Source organism: Roseiconus nitratireducens (genome assembly GCF_008629675.1).
GTDB lineage: Bacteria > Planctomycetota > Planctomycetia > Pirellulales > Pirellulaceae > Stieleria > Stieleria nitratireducens.
Genome location: NZ_VWOX01000013.1, coordinates 106,974 through 129,088, shown reverse-complemented (window position 1 = coordinate 129,088; position 22,115 = coordinate 106,974). Strand labels below are relative to the sequence as shown.

Below are 22,115 nucleotides of genomic sequence, written 5' to 3'. Positions count from 1 at the left end.
CGTCCGTTGCTAGCCGGCAGGTTGACAATTCACTTTTGCTCCAGGCGTTGGTCCCACTTCCCTCCGACCATCGCCCTTTCAGCGTGTGATTGATGTAAGCTATCGCGTCGTCAAAGGAGTGGATCAGGTCGTGCAGGCCAGTCTTTGGCAAGCACGCAGAGACCCTTTCGTTTCCAAGGCAAGCAGCACGAGTCGGCTGGCCGCGCGAACCGGGTGCCCACAAGGGATGATCCACCACGACCCGTCCAATCTGACATTCCTCCCCTCCTGTCTTCAGCCCATCGTATGCGTTTCGCATTGCTAATCTGCGTTGCCTCCTTTTGGCTGCTCTCACCACAACCGTCGCTCGCACAAGAAGCGCCACCTACGGATCCCGATTTTCGAATCCAGGGCGAATATGTCGGTGACGACCAAAGCATGCAGGTCATCGCCCGCGGCGATGGTCTGTTTGACATCCTGGTCGATGAAAGGGGACCGACCAACACGAACAAGTCCGCGGAGAACACGCGGCGGTTGGAAGGCGATCAGGACCTGGTCGCGGAGCTGGCTGAGGCGATGGGCGCCGAACGTGTCGAGCGGCAGTCGCCCACTCTGGGCGTCGCACCGCCGGAAAGGGCCGTCGTCTTGTTCGATGGGACCGAACAATCCTTGGACCGTTGGGTCGATGGCGAGATCACTGCCGACGGCTTGCTCAAACAGGGCACCCAAACCAGACAGCGTTTTCGTGACTACAGCTTGCACCTTGAATTTCGCACGCCGTGGATGCCGGACGCCAAGGGCCAGCAGCGCGGCAACAGTGGCGTCTATCACCAGGGTCGATACGAAACCCAGATCTTGGATTCCTTCGGCCTGCGGGGGGCAATCAATGAAACCGGAGCCATCTACGGGGTGAAGGCGCCCGATGTGAATGCCTGCCTGCCACCGATGCAATGGCAGACCTACGACATCGACTTCACGGCGGCCCGCTATGACGGTCCCACCAAGACGGAACCCGCTCGTATGACGGTACGATTGAACGGAATCATCGTCCAGAATGACGTTGCCGTTCCCAACACGACGACGGCGGCGCCGGTCGCAGAGGGCGCCGACGATGGACCGCTGTACTTGCAGGATCACGGCAATCCCGTTCGTTTTCGCAACATCTGGTTGATTCCTCGCGATGCCACGATGGAGGCGGCACGGCCGATCGTTCCCGGCTTTGAACGTTTCTTCGCCCGCAGCGCCGATCCGGAGGCCCTCGGCGGTGAGCTGCTGATCAGCACGCTGGCTTGCACCGCGTGTCACCCAGGCGCCGACGGCGTGTTGCCCGTCAAACGCGGACCCAACCTCAGCAACGTCCGCTCACGCATCCGTCCCGACGCGTTGGTCGACATGATTGCCGACGCGCACCAGACCAAACGCGGCACCAAAATGCCTGACGTTTGGGCCGACCTCGATGAAGAATCACGAACGCAAGCGGCCGAGGCAATCGCCAGCTACCTGATGCTAGACGGGGCCGGCGAAGGGCTGCTGGATCGTCCCACCAATCGGGACAGCGTCGCCCGCGGCGAAGAGCTGTACCACAGCGTCGGCTGCGTCGCCTGCCACACGACCTTTGCAGGTCCCACCACGCCGTCTTCCACGACGGTTCCGCTGGGCGATTTGCCGCAGAAATACACCGTCGATTCCCTGGCAACGTTTCTGATTCATCCGCACCAGGTCCGACCGGGGGCTCGGATGCCGGCTCTCGTCGGCTCCAGAGCAGACGCCTACGCGATCGCGAGTTATTTGACATCGCGAGTGACGTTGCGTGAAAACACCGCACAATTCCGCCGCACCATTTATCGTGGCGAGTGGGAAAAGCTGCCCGACCTTCAAAAGCTTGCACCTGTCGCGAATGATCGGGTCAGCCAACTGGAAATCAACGACCTGAAGGATCCGAACAACTTTGCGATGGTGTTCGAGTCCCAGATTTCGGTGCCCAGCGATGCCAGGTACACGTTCAGCTTGGCCAGCGACGACGGCAGCCGGTTGTTCATTGGTCCCCACGTCATCGACAACGACGGTGTCCACCCCCACGTCGAAAAACGGAAAACCTTTCAACTGAAAGCCGGGATTCACCCCGTCCGCGTGGAGTACTTCAACGCGCAGGGGGAACGTTCCCTGGAAGTCTTCCTGCGTGATCCGCTACGCGGCAGAGTTCACTTGCGAGAAGTGATCGTTGACGAGGATGCCAAGGTGGAACCGGAGCTGCTGGTCAGACGGTTTTCTCCCGACCCGTCGCTCAAGCAACAGGGGCAGACGCTGTTTCGATCCCGTGGCTGCGCGTCTTGTCACCAATTCCAGGAATCCCAGTACCTTCCGCTACAGGCGCCTCCGCTTGCGAAAGTGCGTTCCGACCGAGGCTGTTTGGCGGAATCGGTTCGCAGCCCGGCCGTCGATTTCCACCTGACTCCCAGCCAGCGGGCCGCCATCACGCGTTCAATCGACCAGCGTCGCTCCGGTGATTCACCCGCCGTCTCGATCACCGACCAACAGCTCGTTCACCTGACGATGGCGGGATTGAACTGTTACGCCTGTCACCGACGCGATGCGGTCGGGGGTCCAGAAACCGCTCGCGACGTGCTGTTCAAAACGACCACGGCCGAAATGGGCTGGGAGGGCCGATTGCCTCCGCCATTGAACGGGATCGGAGACAAGCTGAAGGATACCTACCTGCAAGAGCTGCTCGCCAACGGTGCCAACGCGCGCCCCTACATGTTGACGCGGATGCCCGGCTACGGCCCGGGTCACTTGGATCTGTTCGTCAAAAGTGTTCAACGACTTGATCGACAGAACGGCGGCGACGAAATCGCGTCCGCCGCCCCCGCGACGGACACTGACGGCCTGGTCTCTGAGGGCTTGGTCTCCGATGGCCGAAAGTTGGTGGGCGGAAATGGCTTGGCTTGCATCAAATGTCACGCCTACGGTGACCAGAAGGGAGGAGGCATCGGCGCCATCGACCTGCTGACGATGCCCACGCGACTTCGTCAGGACTGGTTCAATCGCTACCTGCAGGACCCCACCAAATACCGCCCGGGAACCCGGATGCCCAACAGCTTCACCGACGGCCGCAGCTCCTACACCAAACTGTATGACGGTGATCCCGACCAGCAGATTCATGCGATGTGGACGTACCTCAACGCGGGGAAGTCGGCGAAAGAGCCCGCCGGCTTGCGAGCGGATTCCATCCTGTTGCGAGCAGCGGACCGTCCGAGGATCTACCGTAATTTCTTTGAAGGCGTTTCCGGTCGCGGCATCGCCGTCGGGTATCCCGCCGAAATCAATCTGATCTGGGATGCGGAGCAGATGTCCCTAGCCAAAATCTGGAAGAATGCGTTCATCGATGCGTCACGGCATTGGAACGGGCGCGGCGCCGGACGGACGTCACCCGTCGGCGATCAGGTGGTCACCCTGGAAAGCTGGCCCTCGCTGGCCAAAGGCCAAAGCATCCAAATGGACTGGCCATCCTCCGAACCGAGAAGCTTGGGCTATCGCTTCGGGGGTTATTCGCTGGACGCCGCCGGAAATCCCACGTTTTTGTATTCAATCGGTGATGCGTCGATTGAAGACGCGATCGAACCGGTCAATCGGGACACGTTTTCGCGCACGCTGACCATCCGTCGCGAGGGGAACGATTCCGGCACGCCGTTGATCTGGCGGATCGCAGTCGGCAAGATCACCGCCGATGGAGACGGTTATCGCGTCGATGATTTGCGACTCCAAATCAACGGGGCGGATTGCCAAATCGTCGACATCGACGGCCGTTCCGAACTTCGTGCCATGCTACCCGCCGCCGCGACCGTCACTTTGACCGAACAGATCGCTTGGTGACCTGCACCAGCGATTCGCTTGCCCCCTTCAGAAACCGTGCTTCCAATCCTCGGCCCCCCTGCTCGCTTCGTTCCGTCCTGATGATCAATCTGCTACGCCTCCGCGCATTCGCAAACGCCACGCTCTTCACGGCGGTGCTGCCGCTGATCCTGTTCCAAGATCGTGTCGCCGCGCAGCCGCCAAAGGAATCCGATTACTATCGGCTGGTGACTTTTCAGACGCCGCCGGACGAAGTCATTGAAGCCAGCGGGTTTCAAATGATGCCCGACGGATCGATGGCGGTCTGCTCGCGTCGTGGTGATATCTTTCTGATCGCCAACCCGCACGCCGAGGAAGTCACTGCGGACCAATTCTCACTGTTCGCCCGCGGCCTGCACGAGCCACTCAGCCTGGCATTCCGCGACGGCTGGCTGTACGCGACGCAACGTGGTGAGGTGACGCGGATGCGAGATACCGACGGCGACGGCCGCGCGGACCGATTTGAAACCGTTGCCGATGGATGGGGAATCTCCACGGATTACCACGAGTACGCGTTCGGATCCAAATTTGATGACCAAGGCAACATGGCAGTCGCACTGTGCCTGACCGGATCATTCACCAGCGACGTACCCTTTCGCGGGTGGGCCATGAAGATCACGCCCGACGGTCGCACCCTCCCGATGACCAGTGGAATTCGCTCGCCGGGCGGGATCGGCACTGCCGCCGATGGCACGTGGTACTACACCGACAATCAAGGCCCATGGAACGGAACCTGTTCACTCAAACCACTGCTTCCGAAAACGTTTGTCGGTCACCCGGGCGGATTCGAATGGTACTCACTTGCCGAATCGTCGATGGGCAGCCGTCCGCTGGAACCCACCAGCGGATCGCGTCTGCACGTCGAAGCCGACCGCATCGAACAGCTGGAGTTGCCCGCCGTTCTGTTCCCCTACGACAAAATGGGAAAAAGTGCTTCCGGAATCGCCTGTGATACGACCGGCGGCAAGTTCGGTCCCTTCGAAGGCCAATTGTTCGTCGGGGACCAATCGCACAGCACGATCATGCGGGTCTTTCTTGAACACGTTGCCGGTCACGCGCAGGGAGCCTGCTTCCCCTTCCGATCCGGATTCGCCTCGGGCAACGTCGGTGTGGAGATGTCACCCCAAGGATCCCTGTTCGTCGGCGGCACCAACCGCGGTTGGGGATCCGTCGGCAGCGCCCCCTTCGCGATCGAACGATTGGATTGGACCGGAAAGGTCCCCTTCGAGATGCTGGCCATGCGGTTGCAAAAAGTCGGCTTCGAGTTGGAGTTCACCCAGCCGGTCGATCCCGCCACTGCCGAGAATCTGGACGGCTACAAGCTGCACACCTACACCTACGAGTACCGCTCGCAATACGGCAGCCCGGAAGTCGATCACACGTCCCCGACGATCACGGCCGCCAAGGTTTCCGACGACGGCCGAAAGGTGCACCTTGTCATCGACGGACTGCAACGGGGTCATGTTCATGAGTTGCACTGCGAAGCCATGAAAAACGCCTCGGGACAGTCGCTGCTGCATCCCGAGGCGTATTACACGCTGAATTATTTCGTCGAATGACACCCGGTTTATCCGGGCGCCGGTCGGCGAACATCAAGCCGGCGACGATCAGGCCGTCTTGCTGTCGATGCTGGAACTTGACGTGGCTTGACTGTTGCGCAGCAACTTCGTGAATTCATCGACCCCTTCTTGTTCCTCTTCCAGAATGTTTTCCAGGAACACGACCAGAGCCCGATTCCCCTCGGCCAACTCCAACGCCTTGTTGTACATTTCAACGGCTTTGGATTCGAATTCCAAACTGTTCTGCAGGATCTCCTGGAGATCACGAGTTTGCTTGATTTCGTTGCGCGTCGCCGCCGGCACACCGCCCAGGGCCACGATCTTGTTGCCCACCAGCTTGGCGTGATTGAAAGATTCCTCGGCATTCTCCAGGAACGTGTCCGCGTAAACCTCGCGCCACACGCCTTCCACGATGAAACTGGCTTGGGAATATTGCGCCACACCGGTCCATTCGTGTTTCAGACATTCATTCAGGTGGGCGATGATTTCTTCGTTATTGCTCATGGGGATTCTCCTGGAACCGGATCGTTTGAAAGTTTGCTGGCACCCAATTCTGGACGCCGATTGACACCTTCACCATAGCGCCAGCACCCGTTGTTGGGCAACCGATATTCGTCCGAAGCGTGCGTGGAATTACGAAACAGTTCGCCGGCAGGGGCCTTGTTGAGAACCGTTCCAGTTGCCACACAATGAAGTCAGCCATTTGCTGAAACCGCTTCTCAATTGTGGACCTTTCCCATGTGCCCCTCCGCCCCCTCCCGCGGCGACCAGGTGTTGATCTGTTTCACGACGGTCGGCCAGCAAACGCAGGCGCAACGATTGGCGCGAGCCTTGCTGGACAACCAGCTTGCCGCGTGCGTTCAGATCGATGGTCCGATCGAGAGTTTGTACACGTGGAAAGGCGACGTGTGTTGCGAGCAGGAGTATCGGTTGATCATCAAGACCGCCGAAGGCATGGAACAACGGCTTCGCGAATCGTTGATTGAGCTGCATCCCTATGACACGCCCCAAATCGTGACACTTCGTTCGGTCGACGTTGAACCCAACTATCGCCAGTGGGTTCAGTCGCAATGCGCGGAAACCGACCAGGGCGAGTAGCGCCGCCGGCTACGCTGGTTCCAAGGCTCCCGCCTTGGAACCGGCTGTCTCGCAGGCTCCTGTTTGCCGCGTCAACAAGACCGCTGGCAGAGCCAGCAACCAGTGCGTTCCCAGGCAGAGCCAGGGAACGAGGCTTTCTCCCTGGTTCCAAGGCTCCCGCCTTGGAACCGGCTGTCTCGCAGGCTCCTGCCTGCCGCATCAACAAGACCGCTGGCAGAGCCAGCAACCAGTGCGTTCCCAGGCAGAGCCAGGGGGAACGAGGCTTACTCGCTGGTTCCAAGGCTCCCGCCTTGGAACCGGCTGTCTTGCAGGCTCCTGTTTGCCGCGTCAACAAGACCGCTGGCAGAGCCAGCAACCAGTGCGTTCCCAGGCAGAGCCTGGGAACGAGGAAATGCGTCCCCGGCGAGGCCTGAACACAAACCCCCGGGCCCGTGCTCACTCCAAGCCCTCGATACCGGGCGGCGGGATCAATCCGCCGCCGATGGAACCGAGGTTGCGGGCGAAGAACCTCGGTTCGACCAGGAATCCGAAACTGACGTTGTCACGTCCGGGATCGACGTTCACGCCAAAACGGACCAGCAACGATTCGCCGATGCGCGTCAGGCCCGCGGACTGGCCCACGTTCCCGGTCTCGCCAAAATCGTACGTCGTCCCGCCAGAAAAGATCCACTTTTCATTCAGCCGATAGTCGATCGTGGTACGAAACACCGTGCTGCTGATGGGGCCTTCCAGCGAAAGCAATCCGACGTAGACGTCTCCGACGCCCGGACGACTGGTCCGCAGCCCCGCGCTGATGGAACTAAGTCCTTCGTCAAAAAAGTCGATGTAGCCGTCACTGAGAATCGAGAACCGATCGCCGATGTGATAGCGGAAGTCATAGGTCGACGGACCAATCGTTTCACCAAAGTTGTCGCGATCGGCGTTAGGGAACAGAATCGTGTCCACGTCAAACTGCACCAGGTCGACGATCCGCTCGCGGCCCGGCAAGCCACGTTTTGTTTGGAAGCGCTGGTTCAGCCCCAGCCGCACTTGTTGGAGATCATCGACCAGGGTGTCGTTGGGACTGGTCACGTTGCGTTGGATTCCCTGGCGATACGCATAGTTTCGCGGATCAAACCGGGTGGGCAGGGTTCCGCCAAACGTGTCATCGATGAATCGCCGGCGAAACTGTTCCTGCGAGTTGTCGTCCAGGGTGCCATAAAGCGGCAACTCTTCATAACTGGCATCGCTGTCGGCATACCAATACTCCGCGGTCCAATCGATTTTGTGTGCCAAGCCACGCATGTTCAACAAACTGCTCTGCACCGTGGGATCGACGCGCACCATCGGCAGATTCATCGCCACGCCGGCCTGCCCCAGCAAGCGGGTCAGAGGCTGCCCATCGGCGGCTTCCCCGTAATGGGATGCTTCCACCGAAGCGACCGGCCGGACGTTGATCGGCCCGACGGGCAGATTCATCGCGAGTTCTTGGCGGGTCGAGGCGATGACCCCCTGACTTTGCACTTCACCCGGCAAGGTCGAATACTCGGCCGCTTCGGTCGGATCCGTCGGCTCGTCGGCGACATTCAGTCGTGAATAGGAGGCGTGGTTGTGCATCGACCACGTCAACTTGTTACCCAAGAAACTGCCACCAATCAGGTAGTGGTCCAGGGCCGGCAAACGCTCGGTCTGCATGAAAAAGTCGTTGACCTGGACCTTCGCCGAAAGGTCAAACAACTGGTTGTAGTAGTAGTGTCGGAACCTCAAGCCCGTCGTGTGATCGACGTCCTGGTCCCATTCGTTTTCGAGGTACTGTTCCAAAAAGTTCCGATCACTCAGGTACCCCAATTCCGCGATCAACTCGTAGTCGCGGTAGATCTGTTGGCGGTGACGGAGCAATGCCCGGCCGCGGTTCGTCGTCTCCGGCGTCAGGTCCAGACGGTCACGGCCCAACCGGTCCTTGCCATGATCCTTGATGCCCCAAACGTCCAGGAATCCGTTGACGTGCCCCGGATAGCCAAACAAGCCCGGCAGATCGTAGTCGACGTGTGTCCCCAGGGCTGGCCCCCGGTCGCTTAGATAGTCCGTCGACAATTCCCAATCCACTCCGTCCGGTGGATTCTCGATGCCAAGCAATTGGAACAGGTCCCAATCCAGCAAGATTTGGGTTCCGAACGCGGCATCATTCCTGACCTTGATGTCCGTCACATAGAACACCGGTCGTTCCAGGCTGGTAGAGAATCGCGGCCAGTACAGAACGGGGATGCCGCCCAGAAAAACAAAGTTGTTGCTGCTGGTCGCAAATGGTTCCCGGTCAACCGTCATCATCCCGGTGCGGGCGTCGATCACGTTGCGATTCTTTTCGGTGAACTCCAGCTTCTCGCTTTGCAGCCAGTATCGAGGAACGCCCATGCGGCTGCTGGTCACCGCGGCGTCAAAGGCGCGATAGTTGCCGCGTGCGATCTGCTGCAGCACTTCCGCTTTCAACCGCACGACACCCTGATACTCCGGAATCGTGGAGATGGCTTCGGCGTCCAGCACCATCCCGGTTTCGCGGGTGACGTTGTAGTACATGGAGTCCGCGTAGATCACGCGGTCACCCTGCCGGAACACGATGTCGCCTTCCAGGTACAGTTCGCCATCGGCGGCGGCAATGTCGGTGGTGCCGTCGAACACGTTCGGCAAAAAGGGAAGCCAGGCGACGATCCGATCGGCCGACAGCGTGACGGTCCCCAGATTCATCAAGCTGCCATCGGGCATCGTGGCCGCGACGTCGCGAATCACGGCTGTGACTCCGCCCCGCGCGACCAGAATGGATTCATTGGTCTCCGGACGGGAAGTGATTTGGAACGCCGGCGGCATGGAAGCCCCGCGGGCAACCAATTGGAAACTTTTGGTGCCGCCGCCGAAGAAGAATTGCTGGCCGCCGGTGGTGGCGCCGTCGTCAAAGACGGTCGGCGGAGGTAACTCTCCGGCCTGGGGCAACCCGGCCGACGAAGGCAACGGAAGGGCGCCGGCCGGTCGTCCCGCCATGCCGGACTGGCCCGCCATGCCCTCGGGACGCGCGACACTGGGGGACCCCGGAGCTATCAGTTCGACGCTTCCGGCCGGCGGGGCGGTCACACGCGGTGTTGCCCCGCCAGGATTTTGGCCTGCCGAATCGGGGATCGGCTGACTGAATTGGGCGGCCGCGACGCCATTGTTGCTCGGACGTGCGTTCCCGGAAGATCCGATGGCTTCGATGAATTCCGCCGGCAGAAACTCCATCAGGAACGGACGCTGCTCCGGTTCCCCGCGGAATTGCGGCGCCTGCACGATCGGATCGCGCTGGGTCGTCCACACGACGGTCCGCGGCGTCGGGTCGGTCTGCCCATCGGCCGTCTGGAATCCTTCGATCACCAGCCGATTGCGGACGCGTCCCCGAGGACCGTCGGCAACGATCAAAATCGTTTCGGCTTTGATTTCCCGACCCTTGAAAATCAACACACAATCGCCCTGAAGCATCGATGCCTGGGCGTCATTGATTTGCCAGCGATAAACGACGTCGCCGCTGGCGCGGATGGCCGAGGTCTGTTCGGCGTCTGCGACCTTAGGCTTGCCCAATTCGGCAGCCCGTCCCAAGGCCGGTGGCCAACAGAGCAAGATCGCGGCGGCCGTGATCGCCGATATCCACGCAAAACGCCGATGACGGCGCGCACTGCCGCTGGATCTCGTTGCACCCGGTGGGTGAACGATCAAGCAGTGGTGTTCGGCGATGGCGTCCGTGCCGGCCAATAGAGTCTTCGAGGGGTAACCAAGAGGATTCGACGATCACCGGCGCGTACGTTCACCGGAGACGTTGTGGCGGATCCTACGAAGTCAGAACGATCGGTCACAAGCGGAAACCCCACCGCTTTAGGGCGATTCGGACCGTGAAACGAAGGACTTGCCGTCGTGAAACTCCGCGCCCGGTGGCATCCGAGCGATGGCGGAACACAAACGAGCCACCCGCGCATCTCGCAGATAAAAGAATCAACCGGGCCAGAGATCTCAGACCGGTTCGTCTTCGCCTTCTGGCAACTCCGGGACCGGCTCCCCCCAGTCGGCCAGAAATTTCTCGCCGCAGGTTTCGCAGGTGACCTCCGTGCCCAGCAACTGGTCATCGATCACCATCGAAATGCCCTTGCATTCCACGCGAACCTTCCCGGGCACCGCAGCCATCGCCTTGAGATGGACGGGATCGACACCCGCCACTTCGATGTCATCGGGTTCCAACGTCGTCAGCAATTCCCGCGTGACGTTGTCAACCTTGGACAGCCGATTCGCTAAACGCCGGACGCTGCGTTCAAAACTGTTCCGAGACGTCCGTCCGTTGCCGAAGTGACGGTCGCGGCGCGCGTACAAATACGTGAATCCACGCAGCAAGCGACGCCGGGACTCAGTCGGAAGTGTGTACTTGGACTTTGAGGCGATCAAATCAAAGATCCGGCACAGCGCTTCGGGCGGGTAGTCGTCAAACTGCATCGTCGTCCCGATTCGACTGCTCAGCCCCGGATTGCTGCGGATCATTTGTCGCATCTCGACCGGGTAGCCCGCCAGAATGACGACCAACCGATCCCGTTGATCCTCCATTCGCTTTAGCAGCGTCTGCACGGCTTCGCGTCCGTATTGGTCTTGCCCGTCGCTATCGATCAGGGTGTAGGCTTCGTCCACGAACAGCAAACCGTCGAGCGCTTCGTCGATTTTGGCATTGGTTTTGGGGCCGGTTTGGCCGGCATATTCGGCCACCAGCCCGCTTCGATCGGTTTCGACCAGATGCCCTTTGGTCAGCAGTCCCAGCGCCCCGTAGATTTCGGCGATGATTCGCGCCACGGTTGTCTTGCCGGTGCCCGGATTGCCCACGAACGCCATGTGCAAACTGGGGCGCGAACTCGGCAACCCCATCTCTTCGCGTTTGCGCTCCATCGCCAAAAAGTTCGTCAAGGTACTGATTTGGTCCTTGATGTTCTCCAATCCCACCAATTGATCTAGTTTTGACTTGGCGTCGGCCAAACGCTGCTCGGGCGTACGATCGTCGGGCGGAGCCGCTGGCTTGGCAACGGATTCGGGTGACGCGGCCGGTTGGGTTGCCGTGGGGCGGTGCGGGGTCGGAGTCGGCTTTTCGGCGGCCGACGGATCGACGCCTTCACGAAGACGTTTTGCCTCGCTGCGCAACCACTGCAGCGCGTCGCGAGCGTTGTTGGTATCCACTTCGCTGACAAGCGTTTCGGGGGCGCCGCCGTGGACCCGATCGAACTGGCGTTTCATCGCATCAATGTTTTCATTGTCAGCCACGCTGACCCTGCCATCGACCGCCGTTAACAGATGCGCCATCCGCATCGCGACCGTTTCCAATTCTCCCCAGCGATCCCGAATCTCAGGCAACTCGACGAACGGCCGCACCAGGTCCGACCATTCGAAATCCGCGGCCGCACCGATCAACCAATCAACAGCCTCGTGCAGCTCGCCTCCCAAAACCGATTTGCCCCAAATGTGCTCCAGCAATGCCCGCCCCATTTGCCGTTGTTCCATGTTCTTGGCGCTCGCATCGGGAACCACCGAAGCAAACACCTTCATCAGGAATCCTTGATGAAGATCGTCCATCTGCTCGGCAACCGACGCGGCGTCGGGATCGTCACCGCCACCCAACCAGGCGTACGAACCTCGCACGAGTTCACCGGATTCGACGTACAAATCCCGTGTCTCGTCCATGGCTTCCCGGTACAACCGCACCGTTTCGATGATTTTGTCGTCGGGCAATCTTGGCATAGGATGCGATCCAGAAAGAGGAAGGACGCACGAGTTTAAGGCAACGACCGGGTCGCGTTCCATATGCCGCCGCAAAAGATCCCGCAGCGGCATCCCAACGACGCGCGACGAACCTACGCCAGCGACGCTTTCCACTGCTGCGAGAGCCGGGACAGGTTCATCAGCTCATGGACCGCAAGCCGGTCCACCTCGCGTCCGAACAAGACATCGTTGACGCGGGCGACGGACCAGTCCGGGTGGGGACGCTCACCGAGGTCGAGTTCTTTCCCGGCGGACAACTCGCCCTCGCGAATCACGCGACAATACCAACCGGTTCTGCCCGTTTGTGCGACCTCCTTGGTCAAGGTCTTTGTCGACCAGCGACGTGAGATCTTCCAGCACGGCTGCCGCGGCTGACTGATCTCCAATTCGCAATCCTCACCAATCCAACGATCGCCGATGCAAACGTCGGCCTCGGTCCAACCGTCGGCAATGACCAGGTTTTCGCCAAAACCTCCCGGCCCCCAGTTCAGTTCCGGATGTTCCTGGGCCCAGGCCAGATAGTGCACGCCCGGGTAGCACAGCAACGCTTTCTCCGGGCCTCCGTGGTTCTTTGTGTCCGCGACTTGATCGCCGGCGATCCCCGTCGCCTGAACGTGCACCGCACCCTGCACCGGCGTTTTGCGAAACGCGCTGGTCCAGCGCCGCGACAGCGGGTCACGATCCTCGGTGTCTCCCTCCGTCACGACCGTGCCGATTTGGATCGATTCAATCTTCAATCGCATCGAACTTCCATCCCGTTGGATGACGCAAGACAAACCTTCACCCGCGAGCGAAAGGGTGCAATAGACGGCACGCCCCCAAACTATCGAGGGCGAACCAGTTGATCCAGGTAGTCGTCCGTTTCTTTCTGCACCCAGGCGTCAGAGTCCAAGGGATCGTCCGGAGAATTATCTTCGTCGCTTCCCCTAAACAACTCGATTCCGCTGGCCTGCCAGGCCAAGTTCCAGCGACCGAACATCGCCACCAGGGCGGGCAATGTGGAAGCGAATGCACCAAACTGCAGCGGAATCAGGTTCATCGACAGCAAGAATCCTGAATCTCGCAATGAGTCGTCCTCGGCGTTCAGTTGAACATCAATCGAGTCCAACGAATCGAATAGCGAGTATCCGACAGCGACCATCAGCGGCAGCAAGCACAAAGGAAGAAAGGCCCGCAACAGGTCCTCGCGTCGCACCCGAACGCTCAACAGCACCGCGGCAAGCGTCAAGCCTAAAGAGACGGTGGCTAGGATCGCGACCAGCGGGAACCCGCAGATTTGAAACAGAAGTTGGACGTTCATCGCCGGGGCACATTTTCCTTAAGAACAGCGTTGTCGATCAGGGGCGGACCACGGCGCCCCGAAGTTTCCCCGATGGGGTTGGTCGGCTGCCATCTGAAATCGCGATCGGCCGGGTGTAAAGACGGCTTCATGACAATCCACCGCACCCAAACATAAACTTCATCGTTGCGGCCCCTCAAAGTCCCCGCGATCCTGCCGGGCGGTCCGCCTCCGCTTCATTCTGGTTGCCGCAGTTCGTGCACCGTGTTGTGGATCACCCGTTGATGCACTCGACCATCGCGGCCCTTCACGTTCGCGACGATCTCCATGCACCACGTCGGCTCAAGGTCGGGGATTTTTAGAATCAACGCGCGCCCCTGCGGATCGACTTTGACGTGTCGGACCGCCAACTCATGCTCGTTGTAATGCTCAGACCCGTAATTCGCGGTTCGTTTCAACGACCAAACTTTCACCCGGTAGTGTTCCGGATCGGTCGCAAACTCCCGATCGATCGGGTCGCTCCAATCGATCTGGATTTCGCCCGGACGTGCGTTCAAACCGATCGGCAACAACGCCTCGTCCCCGGTGTAGCGAACTCGGTACAGCCCGCCTTCCTGCATCTGCTGGTTGCTACCCCAGGCGAACATGCCACACAGGTACAACTGGCCGTCATGGGGCGAAAACCGCCCCCGCATCACGCCGGTTGGAAACGAATCGATCGGCAATTGGCACATTCCACCCTGCGGTTGCCCGTCAACAAACTCATGCGGAACGACGAACACCTTGCCGTAGCCGTACGACAGGTTCAAAAGTTTTCCGTTCAATGCCCCCCAACGATCGCTGTCCACCCACAACAACTCTGCCGGTGAACGATCAAACGCATTGGTGATCCAGCACAACGGCTGCTGCATCGCCGAATCGCTTTCGTCGGTCACATCGTGGTAGCCGTACATGTTGCCGTAGAACCCACCCTCGGTCACCCAGTTGATGCGGTTCTTCGGATTCCAGTGCCCCTCCTGGTCGGTCACGATGAAGGACCCGTCCGGATTCAGACAGACCCCGTTTGCCGCTCGAAATCCCACGGCCAGAATGTCGGTTTTGCTCCCATCGGGCGAAACCCGCAACAGGGTGCCGTGGTGAGGCACCAATGCCGTTTTGGCGTGCCGCGCACTTTTGGCGTAGTAGAAATTGCCTTCCGCGTCGCGTTGCAGGCCCATCGCAAATTCGTGGAAGTGCTCGGTCACCTGATGGTCGTCATTGAAGCATTCGTAGTCATCCGTTTCCCCGTCGCCGTTTCGGTCGTTCAAGATCACGATCTGGTCGCGGCAGCCGACGAACACGCGGCCGTCGACGATCTTCAATCCCAGCGGCTGAAACAAACCGGAAGCGATCCGCCGCCATTGCAATTCCGCCTCGCCGGAGGCGTCCAGTTGCCGGAGACCCGATACTCGCCAAACGTCGCCATCCCACGAACACACGGCCAACGAATCTCCGTCGGCAAAGAAGTCCAAACCGGTCAGTCGCGTCCGGGCCAGCCAAGGGTTCTTGGTCGGCGCTGTCAAGGTATCCACTTCGAACGCGTTGCCGGACCGGCCACGTTGCACGCGGGTCACCACCGGCTGCTTCCACAATCGAGAATCACCGGGCGGGCGTTCGAAAAGATCGACATCGGTCGGAAGCTGCGATTGCAGCGACGCAACGTCCAGGGACGCCCGTTCCTCCGCGTTCGATGTTCCACACCACAACACAAACTTCAACGGTTGTTCCCCGGCGGGCAGGCGAAGACACAGCCGGCCTTGATCCTGGTACCACTGGGATCCGGCGATCGGTGTCGACAGGCCGGCAACCACCGTGCCGACAACGTCGCTCCGCCCCGAATCGTGGATCCTCAAGTCGTGCCCGTTGCCGGACGTGTCCTCCAAGAGCGGCTCGCCACCATCCGGCTTCCGCAACGCATCACCGGACCAGTGTGCCTTCAACGCTTTCGGATCGGATTGCTCCAACCGCTTCAACTCTTTCGGATCGAGTGCGCGCTGGTAGAAACGAACGTCACTCAGTTGGCCTTCGAACGCGTTGTCGGCGGAGGGAAAATTGGGCGCGGTGTAGCCAAGCTGAATCTCAGCACCGCCGGGCGGCTGTTTTCCGGCCAGCCGTTTGGTGCCGGACGCTTTGCCGCCGATGTACAGCGTCGCGGTTTGCTGGGCCGCATTCCAAACCACAGCCACCTGCCACGGCTTCCCATTGGCGACGACGCGATTGGATTCAACGTATCCGACCCAACCGATGTCGAAACACAGCCGGCCGTCACGCAGGAACAAGGTTCTGCCGCCCGGTGCCCAATCTTTGCCGGGAACGGTGTAGCTGAAAATCGACCCATCGGATTGCGTGTTGATCTTGGCGACCACCGTGTAATCCTGATCCGACAGATTGAAACTCTCGCTGTTGTCCAAACGCCCGTAAGTGTTCCTGTCCCACGACACGCGATTCCTTTCCCGCGATCGTTCGCCGGGCGTCCCGAGCGAGACGAATTGGGGCTGCGTCGTCAGTTCCGCTTGCGAATCCGGATGCGTCGCAACGACTAGCGACAGGTCCGTCGTTCGCGGCCCCAGATTGATCGTGCGGGTGATCCATGGCAGCGAATCGGAATCGCTCTGCTGCGGGCTGATCATGCCGAAACGCTCTCGCACCTTCGTTGCCCCCACGCGATAACGCACCACGGTTTGCCCACCGGACCGCTCGAGCCCCTCATACTGGGCCCAAGTGTCGGGCAACGGGCCAAAGCGTCGACCGTCGCGACCGATGACCCGCTGATCGTCGTCCAACGAATCCGTCTGCGGATCGGCCCATCCAGGACCGTCCGGGTTGCTCAGGATTTTGGTCCCGACAATGTGCGGGTGGACTCCGTGATTGCCGTTGAAATGAATCCCGCGCCAATCGATGAACCCCTGCCCGGTCCAAGCACCGGCCAGCCGCATGGTGTCGTGGTCGAACACGGCCCAGACTCTGCCGCGAGCGATTCCGCCAAGACCTTCGTCAAGCCGCACCGCAATCCCTTTCTGGGCGATATTCTCCATGCCCGTTCCGATCTCGTAGGTATTGATCAGGAAGGGGCCGTAGTCCATCGTCGCCCAGGGTTCCACTTTGCGCGGCGCGGGACCTCGCGTGTCGCCCTTGGGCAAGTCCGCCAGATACGCGTCGGTGACGCGCACATAGTCTTCTCCACCGGCGGGTTTCAGAAAGGTTTCCCGGATGTAGTGAATCACGTCATATTTTTGCGTGGGCACCATCCAGGGTTGTGGCAACATCAGCCCAAACCCGTGCGTCAGCGTGTTGTACATCGCCAGCGGATCACTGCCGTGTTTGAACTTCCCCTCCCCGAACCGCAGCGCGGTCGGCAGTGAACCGGGCTGCTGTCGCGTCCCGTGACAATTGACGCACAACCCCTCGTAAACGGCTTTGCCGCGGGCAAACGCTTTGCGGTCCCAGGCGGAAATGATTCCGGCATGATCCACCCGAGACTCGTATTCAGGAAGCTTCAGTGCCAACTGAGCCGCGTCGGGCTGAAGCTGTTCGGCACGCTGCGTCCCGCCGTCGCGAATCTCGATCAGGTAACGCAGCAGGTGCAGAAACTCGTCGCGATCTCGCAGCTGGCCGACCTGTCCCTCCGGCATGAGCGACACGTCCGCGGAGATCAGTTCTTCGATCTGATCACCTTCAATGCGGATTTCCGAGGCGTCGGCATCGACCGAGCGCAACACGACTTCCTGATCGGTGCGACGGACGACAATCCCGGTGTGGGTACGACCGGATGCCGTCAACAGGATGACGGCTTCGTAGCCTTTCCGGATGGTCTTTGACGGCGACAAAACCGACTCAATCAGGTCCGCATCGGAAACCGGTGAATCGTAAGCGGCGAGATTGGGTCCCAGAGACGTCGCAGGCCCCTGGCCGGTCGCGTGACACTTGCCGCACCCAAGCCGGGCACCGTGAAACAGAATGGCTCCCTGAACGGGATCGCCTTGAAGCCGCGCGTCCTCCGCCAGCCTGGTCGGCGACTCGGAGAGCAGGCGACGTTCCAATTCGGAGCGTTCCGCCGCGATCGTCGCCGCGACGGACCCGATCACCACCAGCAGCAAAACCAAGCAACGCGTCAGCATTCCGATGACCTTTCACAGATTAAGCATTCTCGAATTCAATCGTCCGGCGGTGCGGCCTCCCGGGCGCCAGGCAGGAGCCTGGCCGACATCCGGTTCCCAGGCGGGAGCCTGGGAACCAGGAAGGTCACGCCCACTCGTCTCACTCGTTCCCAGGCTCCCGCCTGGGAACGCACTGCGCCCCGAGGCTCCCGCCTCGCCACCGGACAACACCTCACTCGTTCGCAGGCTCCCGCCTGGGAACGCACTGCCTCGCGAGGCTCCCGCCTCGCTCTTCCTACAGCAGCCCAACCCACACGCCTCACCGCTTCCCATACACCCGCTCGTTATCCGCCTCACCGCCGCTCATCAGGTAGGCCAGCAGATCGCGAAGCTCCGACGCGTTGAGCCGATCGATCAACCCCTTGGGCATCTGGGAAACATCCGACGGCTTGATCTCCAACACCTCCTCCGCATCGATCTCAATCGGATCGGGCTTGGCGTCGGCGGGAAAGACGATCACTTTGCCATCGGCTTGCGAGACCAACCCCGTCAACACGCGCCCATCTTCGGTCAGAACCACGGACGACTGGTACTGGTCTGAGATCACCTTGCTGGGATCGATGATGTGTTCGACCACATAGTTCACATCGAACTTCCGTGGGATCGTTGTCAGATCGGGACCGATGTTCCCACCCAGGCCGGCAAAGCGATGGCATTTGCCGCAATCGGCCGCAAAGTACAGGCTGCGGCCCCGCTGGAAATCAGCGGCCGCCGAACGCGTCACGCCTTCCGCTCGGGCATCGGCCAGAGTCCAGGTGCGTCCCGGACCTTCGATGGGCTGAATTTCAAAGTCAGGAACCGGATCGTATTGCTCACCGGTAATGTCTTGCAGGGCAAGCCGTTCGGCGTCGCTGCAATTGCCCAAAGCTTCGTCGCGGATGTTCCGCATGAATCCCGGAAAGCTGGCTCCTCCGGATCCCTTCGCCGCCTCGTTCAGGAACTCAAAGTATTCCCGACGCTGCTCGATCGTCCAGCCGTCACGAAGATTCCGCAGCATCAAGGCGTACATGATTTCACGGCTGGGAGGATGATTCTCCAGCACACGGTTGACGGTGCCGCCGTAACGCGCGTTGCGGGTGGCCAGTTCGGACCAATCGGGAATCTCGGGCGGCTTCCGATTTCGGATCAACCGCATGGTCTTGGCGATGACGGTCGGCGCATCGAGGTAAGTCAACACGCGCACCAGTTCCGTGTTGACGTCGTCGTTGTCGTGGGGCAACAGGGGATCTAGCTGAGCGATCATCGCCTGCCGCTGCTCAGCATCGGGACGTCCCAACCGGATACAAGTCAGTGCCTCGGCGCGCAACAGCCCCAACAGTTGACCGGGCGACAATCCGGCCGGGTCCATCGACACCAACCGATCGGTCAACGCCGAACGGTAAGATGCGTCACCGGCGCGGGCCAACGCCACCGCAGCGGTGATCGCCGCCTGTGGATTCGACTCGCTCAGTGCTCGATCTGCCCACAATTCCACCGGCACTGACTCGATGGCGACGCGGGCGGCCGCGCGCAAGAATCGATCGTTGCTGGACAGGAACGGCCACGCGGTATCGACTGCGTGTTCGGCGGCTTTGCCGGTCAACTTCGCACCGTGGAACGATTCCAACCGCTTTCGTTGCTCGCGGGCACGAGCCGCTTCGGCCGGCAGCGAGGCATCCGGTGCGGCGGTGCTTTCATCTCCGGTGTACCGAACACGGTACAGCGCCGATTGGGCGCCCCGACCGCCCACGGCAAAGTACAACGCCCCATCGTCACCCACGACCGCGTCGGTCACCGGCAACGGCGATCCGGTCACAAATGGTTCGCTGCTTCCGGTGTATCCGGCGCCCTGGGGCTGCAGGTGAATCGCGTAGATCGTCCCGAAGGTCCAGTCCAGCGCGAACAGCGCATCCTGATACTTCGTCGGAAACTTCGCCCCGATACCGGCGACGACGCCGGTGGGAGAGCCCGGCCCGATTTCGACGACGGGCGGCAAACTGTCTTCGTAATACGTCGGCCATTTCCCGGTCCCACTCCGCCACCCATAGTCCGCCCCGCTGGCGACAAAGCAGATCCGCGTCGGACGATACCACGGCGCCCCTAAATCCCATTCCATGTCCGCGTCGTACGTGAACATGTCGCCAAAGCGGTTCAGCGCAATGTCGTACTCATTTCGAAAGCCGATGCAAATCAGTTCCTGCTGCAGCGTCTCGGGATTCAATCGCGTCACCCAGCCGCCTGGTGCCATCTTTCCGCGGGCGTGTCCGTTGGCGTCCCACATTCGTGGCAACAACAAGTCTTCATCCCACGATTGAACCCGTGATCCCGACAAATCACCCAGCGGAGCGTGGTTGCCGCCGGCCATGTAAATTCCTTCGCCGTCTTCGGTCTTGATCAGCGCGTGGTTGCCGTGCTCTCCGCCCCCGGTCGCGCTGGGAATTTCTTCCGCTGCGTCCAGACTGCCATCGCCGTCGGTGTCCTTGATGCGATACAGGTGGCCTCCGTTCTTGTGAAACCACAAGGAGTCGAACGCCCACAGCAAACCCTGGGCGCCGCTCAGTCGCCGCGAACGTCCCGGTTCGTCAACCGCGATCGGTTCCACGTCCACCGTGGGCCCATCGGACGACTCTCGAACGCGGACCAGAAACGCGCCCTTGTCACCCTGATCACATGCCACCAGCCGACCATCGGGCAACGTCGTCAAAGCGACCCACGATCCCTCTTGATCCCGCGGAACTTGATAGACCTGTTCCACGACGAACCCTGCCGGCGCCGAAATGTCCTCAGCCGCGATGACGTTCGCTGGCTCCTGACGTGTGGCGCCGTCCGGGATGCCCCACGGCTGCGCCCCAAGTTTTTTCAATGCAGCCAGCTTGCCCGACCAGCCCGACGCGTCAAACCCCTTCGCGTTCCAACCCTTGGGCGGACTCCCGCTGGTCATCTGCCAACTCGGGTCGGACACAATCACGGTCGCCGGACCCTCGGCAGGTTCGATCACCAGTTTGAACACCAGCGCCGCGACACCGCCCTGGTTCTTCGCTTGCACCGCGACGGAATTGCTGCCGGTCGACAGTTGCTTGACAATGTCCTGCGTGATGGGGTACGGCCAATCCCGACTCTTGCCGATCTCCTTGCCGTTGACCCACAACGTCATGCTGTTGTCGCAGGTGGTGTACAGTCGAGCCGACTTCGGATTCGACGGAAGATCAAACGTCTTCCGAAGAAAGATCTGCTGGTTGTCGCGGGCACCTTCGGCATCCCAGATCCAGTCAGGGACCGGCTCGTCACGGACCCATTTCAAGCCCTTCGGCTGAGCCTTCACGGTGGAACCGAGGGCGGCAACGAGCAGCCAGGTAAAAACGCAGCAGCGGGTGGGGAAACCAGGACGCATCACGGGGGGCTCCGTCAGGTCAGGCGGGAGAGGGAGGTGGGAATCGGAACGGAGTTTCTCCAACCGTTCCGTCTTGCCCATGGTACTCGATCGACGCCGGAGTCGCGCGGCCTGACTCAGGCGATCGGCGAGGAGCAAATGAACAGCCCTCCGCCACCCCAGCCAAGGGATGTGTGGCGTCACTCCGCACGTCAATCCAGGCCTTGAACTACGCGATGGGAGACGCGTTCTGCGGTAACGCCTTTGAGAGTTGGCCGACGCCGCTGCATGCATTCGCCGTCAAATGATAACTCGCTAATTCTCCCGCAAAGGAAACCAGGCATCGTCGCTCTAAGTCTTGCACGACCTCGTCAACTTCGTCGTCCGTAAGAGTCTTTCGGAAAAGGTGTGCAATCGAGTTTGCGAGTGTCGTCCGATTCCTCGGTAGCCCACTTGAGCGTCCCCGGAGCGACTCCGCAACAAAGTCGGAACGTTCCTTTGTCGTTCGATAGCATGCCCGACGCAACAGCGGAATCTCATTCAGCCCCTCGACTCGATTGATTGAAACTCCTCTCAGACGCATGTTTTTAACAAGCGATTCAAACGCTTTGTCGCTCGACAAGATGTAATAATTTTGCCCGGAATCCGTCGCATTCAATCGACCCAGCTCGTAGACCAAGCAGAAGTCCAAAGCATTCTTGCCACCGAAAGAAACTTCGATGAATTCGGCGCGGGCACCGAGCGGTTGCAAAGACAAAATCAGCGAAACCGGAATCTTCTTCTGAGTTTTCCCCAGGAAAACGATCACCTTGACCGGCAAGGACGGGTCCACGGGCACGTCTTCGACAGGAAGATTCTCGTAGTCGATCAGGATGTAATTGGTTTTCACTGGCTAACCCCTGGTTGCATCATTTTCAACCGAAAAGGCTAGCTCACGAATTTCAACCACGCAAAACACATGTTGAGTCGTGAATTGC

General features: G+C 60.4%; 11 protein-coding genes. 3 read left to right on the top strand and 8 right to left on the bottom strand.

Features of this window, described 5'->3' with window-relative positions:
- The first annotated feature begins 285 nt into the window (after nt 1-285).
- Nucleotides 286-3,852, top strand: a complete 3,567-nt coding sequence (locus FYK55_RS20965; protein ID WP_150078477.1) for a family 16 glycoside hydrolase — start codon at nt 286-288, stop codon at nt 3,850-3,852.
- Between the two features lie 80 nt (nt 3,853-3,932).
- Nucleotides 3,933-5,429 (top strand): DUF7133 domain-containing protein, encoded by a 1,497-nt coding sequence (locus FYK55_RS20960; RefSeq protein WP_201743767.1) that lies wholly within the window; start codon nt 3,933-3,935, stop codon nt 5,427-5,429.
- Nucleotides 5,430-5,477: 48 nt separating this feature from the next.
- Here the strand turns inward: FYK55_RS20960 and FYK55_RS20955 are convergent, their stop codons facing one another.
- Nucleotides 5,478-5,933 carry a ferritin-like domain-containing protein gene (locus FYK55_RS20955; protein ID WP_150078476.1) on the bottom strand — a complete coding sequence of 152 codons (456 nt, stop codon included), beginning with the start codon at nt 5,931-5,933 and terminating at the stop codon, nt 5,478-5,480.
- A 234-nt stretch (nt 5,934-6,167) separates the two neighbouring features.
- Between FYK55_RS20955 and cutA the strand changes: the two genes are divergently transcribed.
- Nucleotides 6,168-6,527 carry a divalent-cation tolerance protein CutA gene (gene cutA / locus FYK55_RS20950; protein ID WP_150078474.1) on the top strand — a complete coding sequence of 120 codons (360 nt, stop codon included), beginning with the start codon at nt 6,168-6,170 and terminating at the stop codon, nt 6,525-6,527.
- Nucleotides 6,528-6,962: 435 nt separating this feature from the next.
- Here the strand turns inward: cutA and FYK55_RS20945 are convergent, their stop codons facing one another.
- From FYK55_RS20945 to FYK55_RS20915, 7 genes are all read right to left on the bottom strand, one after another.
- Nucleotides 6,963-10,109, bottom strand: a complete 3,147-nt coding sequence (locus FYK55_RS20945) for an organic solvent tolerance protein OstA (protein WP_150078472.1) — start codon at nt 10,107-10,109, stop codon at nt 6,963-6,965.
- A 426-nt stretch (nt 10,110-10,535) separates the two neighbouring features.
- Entirely contained in the window at nt 10,536-12,293 is a 1,758-nt protein-coding gene (locus tag FYK55_RS20940; protein WP_150078470.1) for an AAA family ATPase, read from the bottom strand.
- Between the two features lie 113 nt (nt 12,294-12,406).
- The gene (locus tag FYK55_RS20935; RefSeq protein ID WP_150078468.1) at nt 12,407-13,057 is read right to left on the bottom strand and encodes an MOSC domain-containing protein; all 651 of its coding nucleotides are present in this window, start codon (nt 13,055-13,057) and stop codon (nt 12,407-12,409) included.
- An 80-nt stretch (nt 13,058-13,137) separates the two neighbouring features.
- Nucleotides 13,138-13,614: a hypothetical protein gene (locus tag FYK55_RS20930; RefSeq protein WP_150078466.1), complete on the bottom strand. Its 477-nt coding sequence runs from the start codon at nt 13,612-13,614 to the stop codon at nt 13,138-13,140.
- A 215-nt stretch (nt 13,615-13,829) separates the two neighbouring features.
- The gene (locus FYK55_RS20925) at nt 13,830-17,750 is read right to left on the bottom strand and encodes a DUF6797 domain-containing protein (RefSeq protein WP_150078465.1); all 3,921 of its coding nucleotides are present in this window, start codon (nt 17,748-17,750) and stop codon (nt 13,830-13,832) included.
- A gap of 298 nt (nt 17,751-18,048) precedes the next feature.
- A complete protein-coding gene (locus FYK55_RS20920; protein ID WP_235908860.1) occupies nt 18,049-21,159 on the bottom strand; it encodes a c-type cytochrome in 3,111 nt (1,036 codons plus the stop codon).
- Nucleotides 21,160-21,367: 208 nt separating this feature from the next.
- On the bottom strand, nt 21,368-22,027 hold the full coding sequence (locus tag FYK55_RS20915) for a PIN domain-containing protein (RefSeq protein WP_150078461.1): 660 nt from the start codon (nt 22,025-22,027) through the stop codon (nt 21,368-21,370).
- Nucleotides 22,028-22,115: the final 88 nt, after the last annotated feature.

Excerpts from the sequence above, each read along its gene's own strand:
- FYK55_RS20965 (WP_150078477.1), top strand. The coding sequence starts at position 286 with ATGCGTTTCGCATTGCTAATCTGCGTTGCCTCCTTTTGGCTGCTCTCA.
- FYK55_RS20960 (WP_201743767.1), top strand. The coding sequence starts at position 3,933 with ATGATCAATCTGCTACGCCTCCGCGCATTCGCAAACGCCACGCTCTTC.
- FYK55_RS20955 (WP_150078476.1), bottom strand. The coding sequence starts at position 5,933 with ATGAGCAATAACGAAGAAATCATCGCCCACCTGAATGAATGTCTGAAA.
- cutA (WP_150078474.1), top strand. The coding sequence starts at position 6,168 with ATGTGCCCCTCCGCCCCCTCCCGCGGCGACCAGGTGTTGATCTGTTTC.
- FYK55_RS20940 (WP_150078470.1), bottom strand. The coding sequence starts at position 12,293 with ATGCCAAGATTGCCCGACGACAAAATCATCGAAACGGTGCGGTTGTAC.
- FYK55_RS20935 (WP_150078468.1), bottom strand. The coding sequence starts at position 13,057 with ATGCGATTGAAGATTGAATCGATCCAAATCGGCACGGTCGTGACGGAG.
- FYK55_RS20930 (WP_150078466.1), bottom strand. The coding sequence starts at position 13,614 with ATGAACGTCCAACTTCTGTTTCAAATCTGCGGGTTCCCGCTGGTCGCG.
- FYK55_RS20925 (WP_150078465.1), bottom strand. The coding sequence starts at position 17,750 with ATGCTGACGCGTTGCTTGGTTTTGCTGCTGGTGGTGATCGGGTCCGTC.
- FYK55_RS20920 (WP_235908860.1), bottom strand. The coding sequence starts at position 21,159 with ATGCGTCCTGGTTTCCCCACCCGCTGCTGCGTTTTTACCTGGCTGCTC.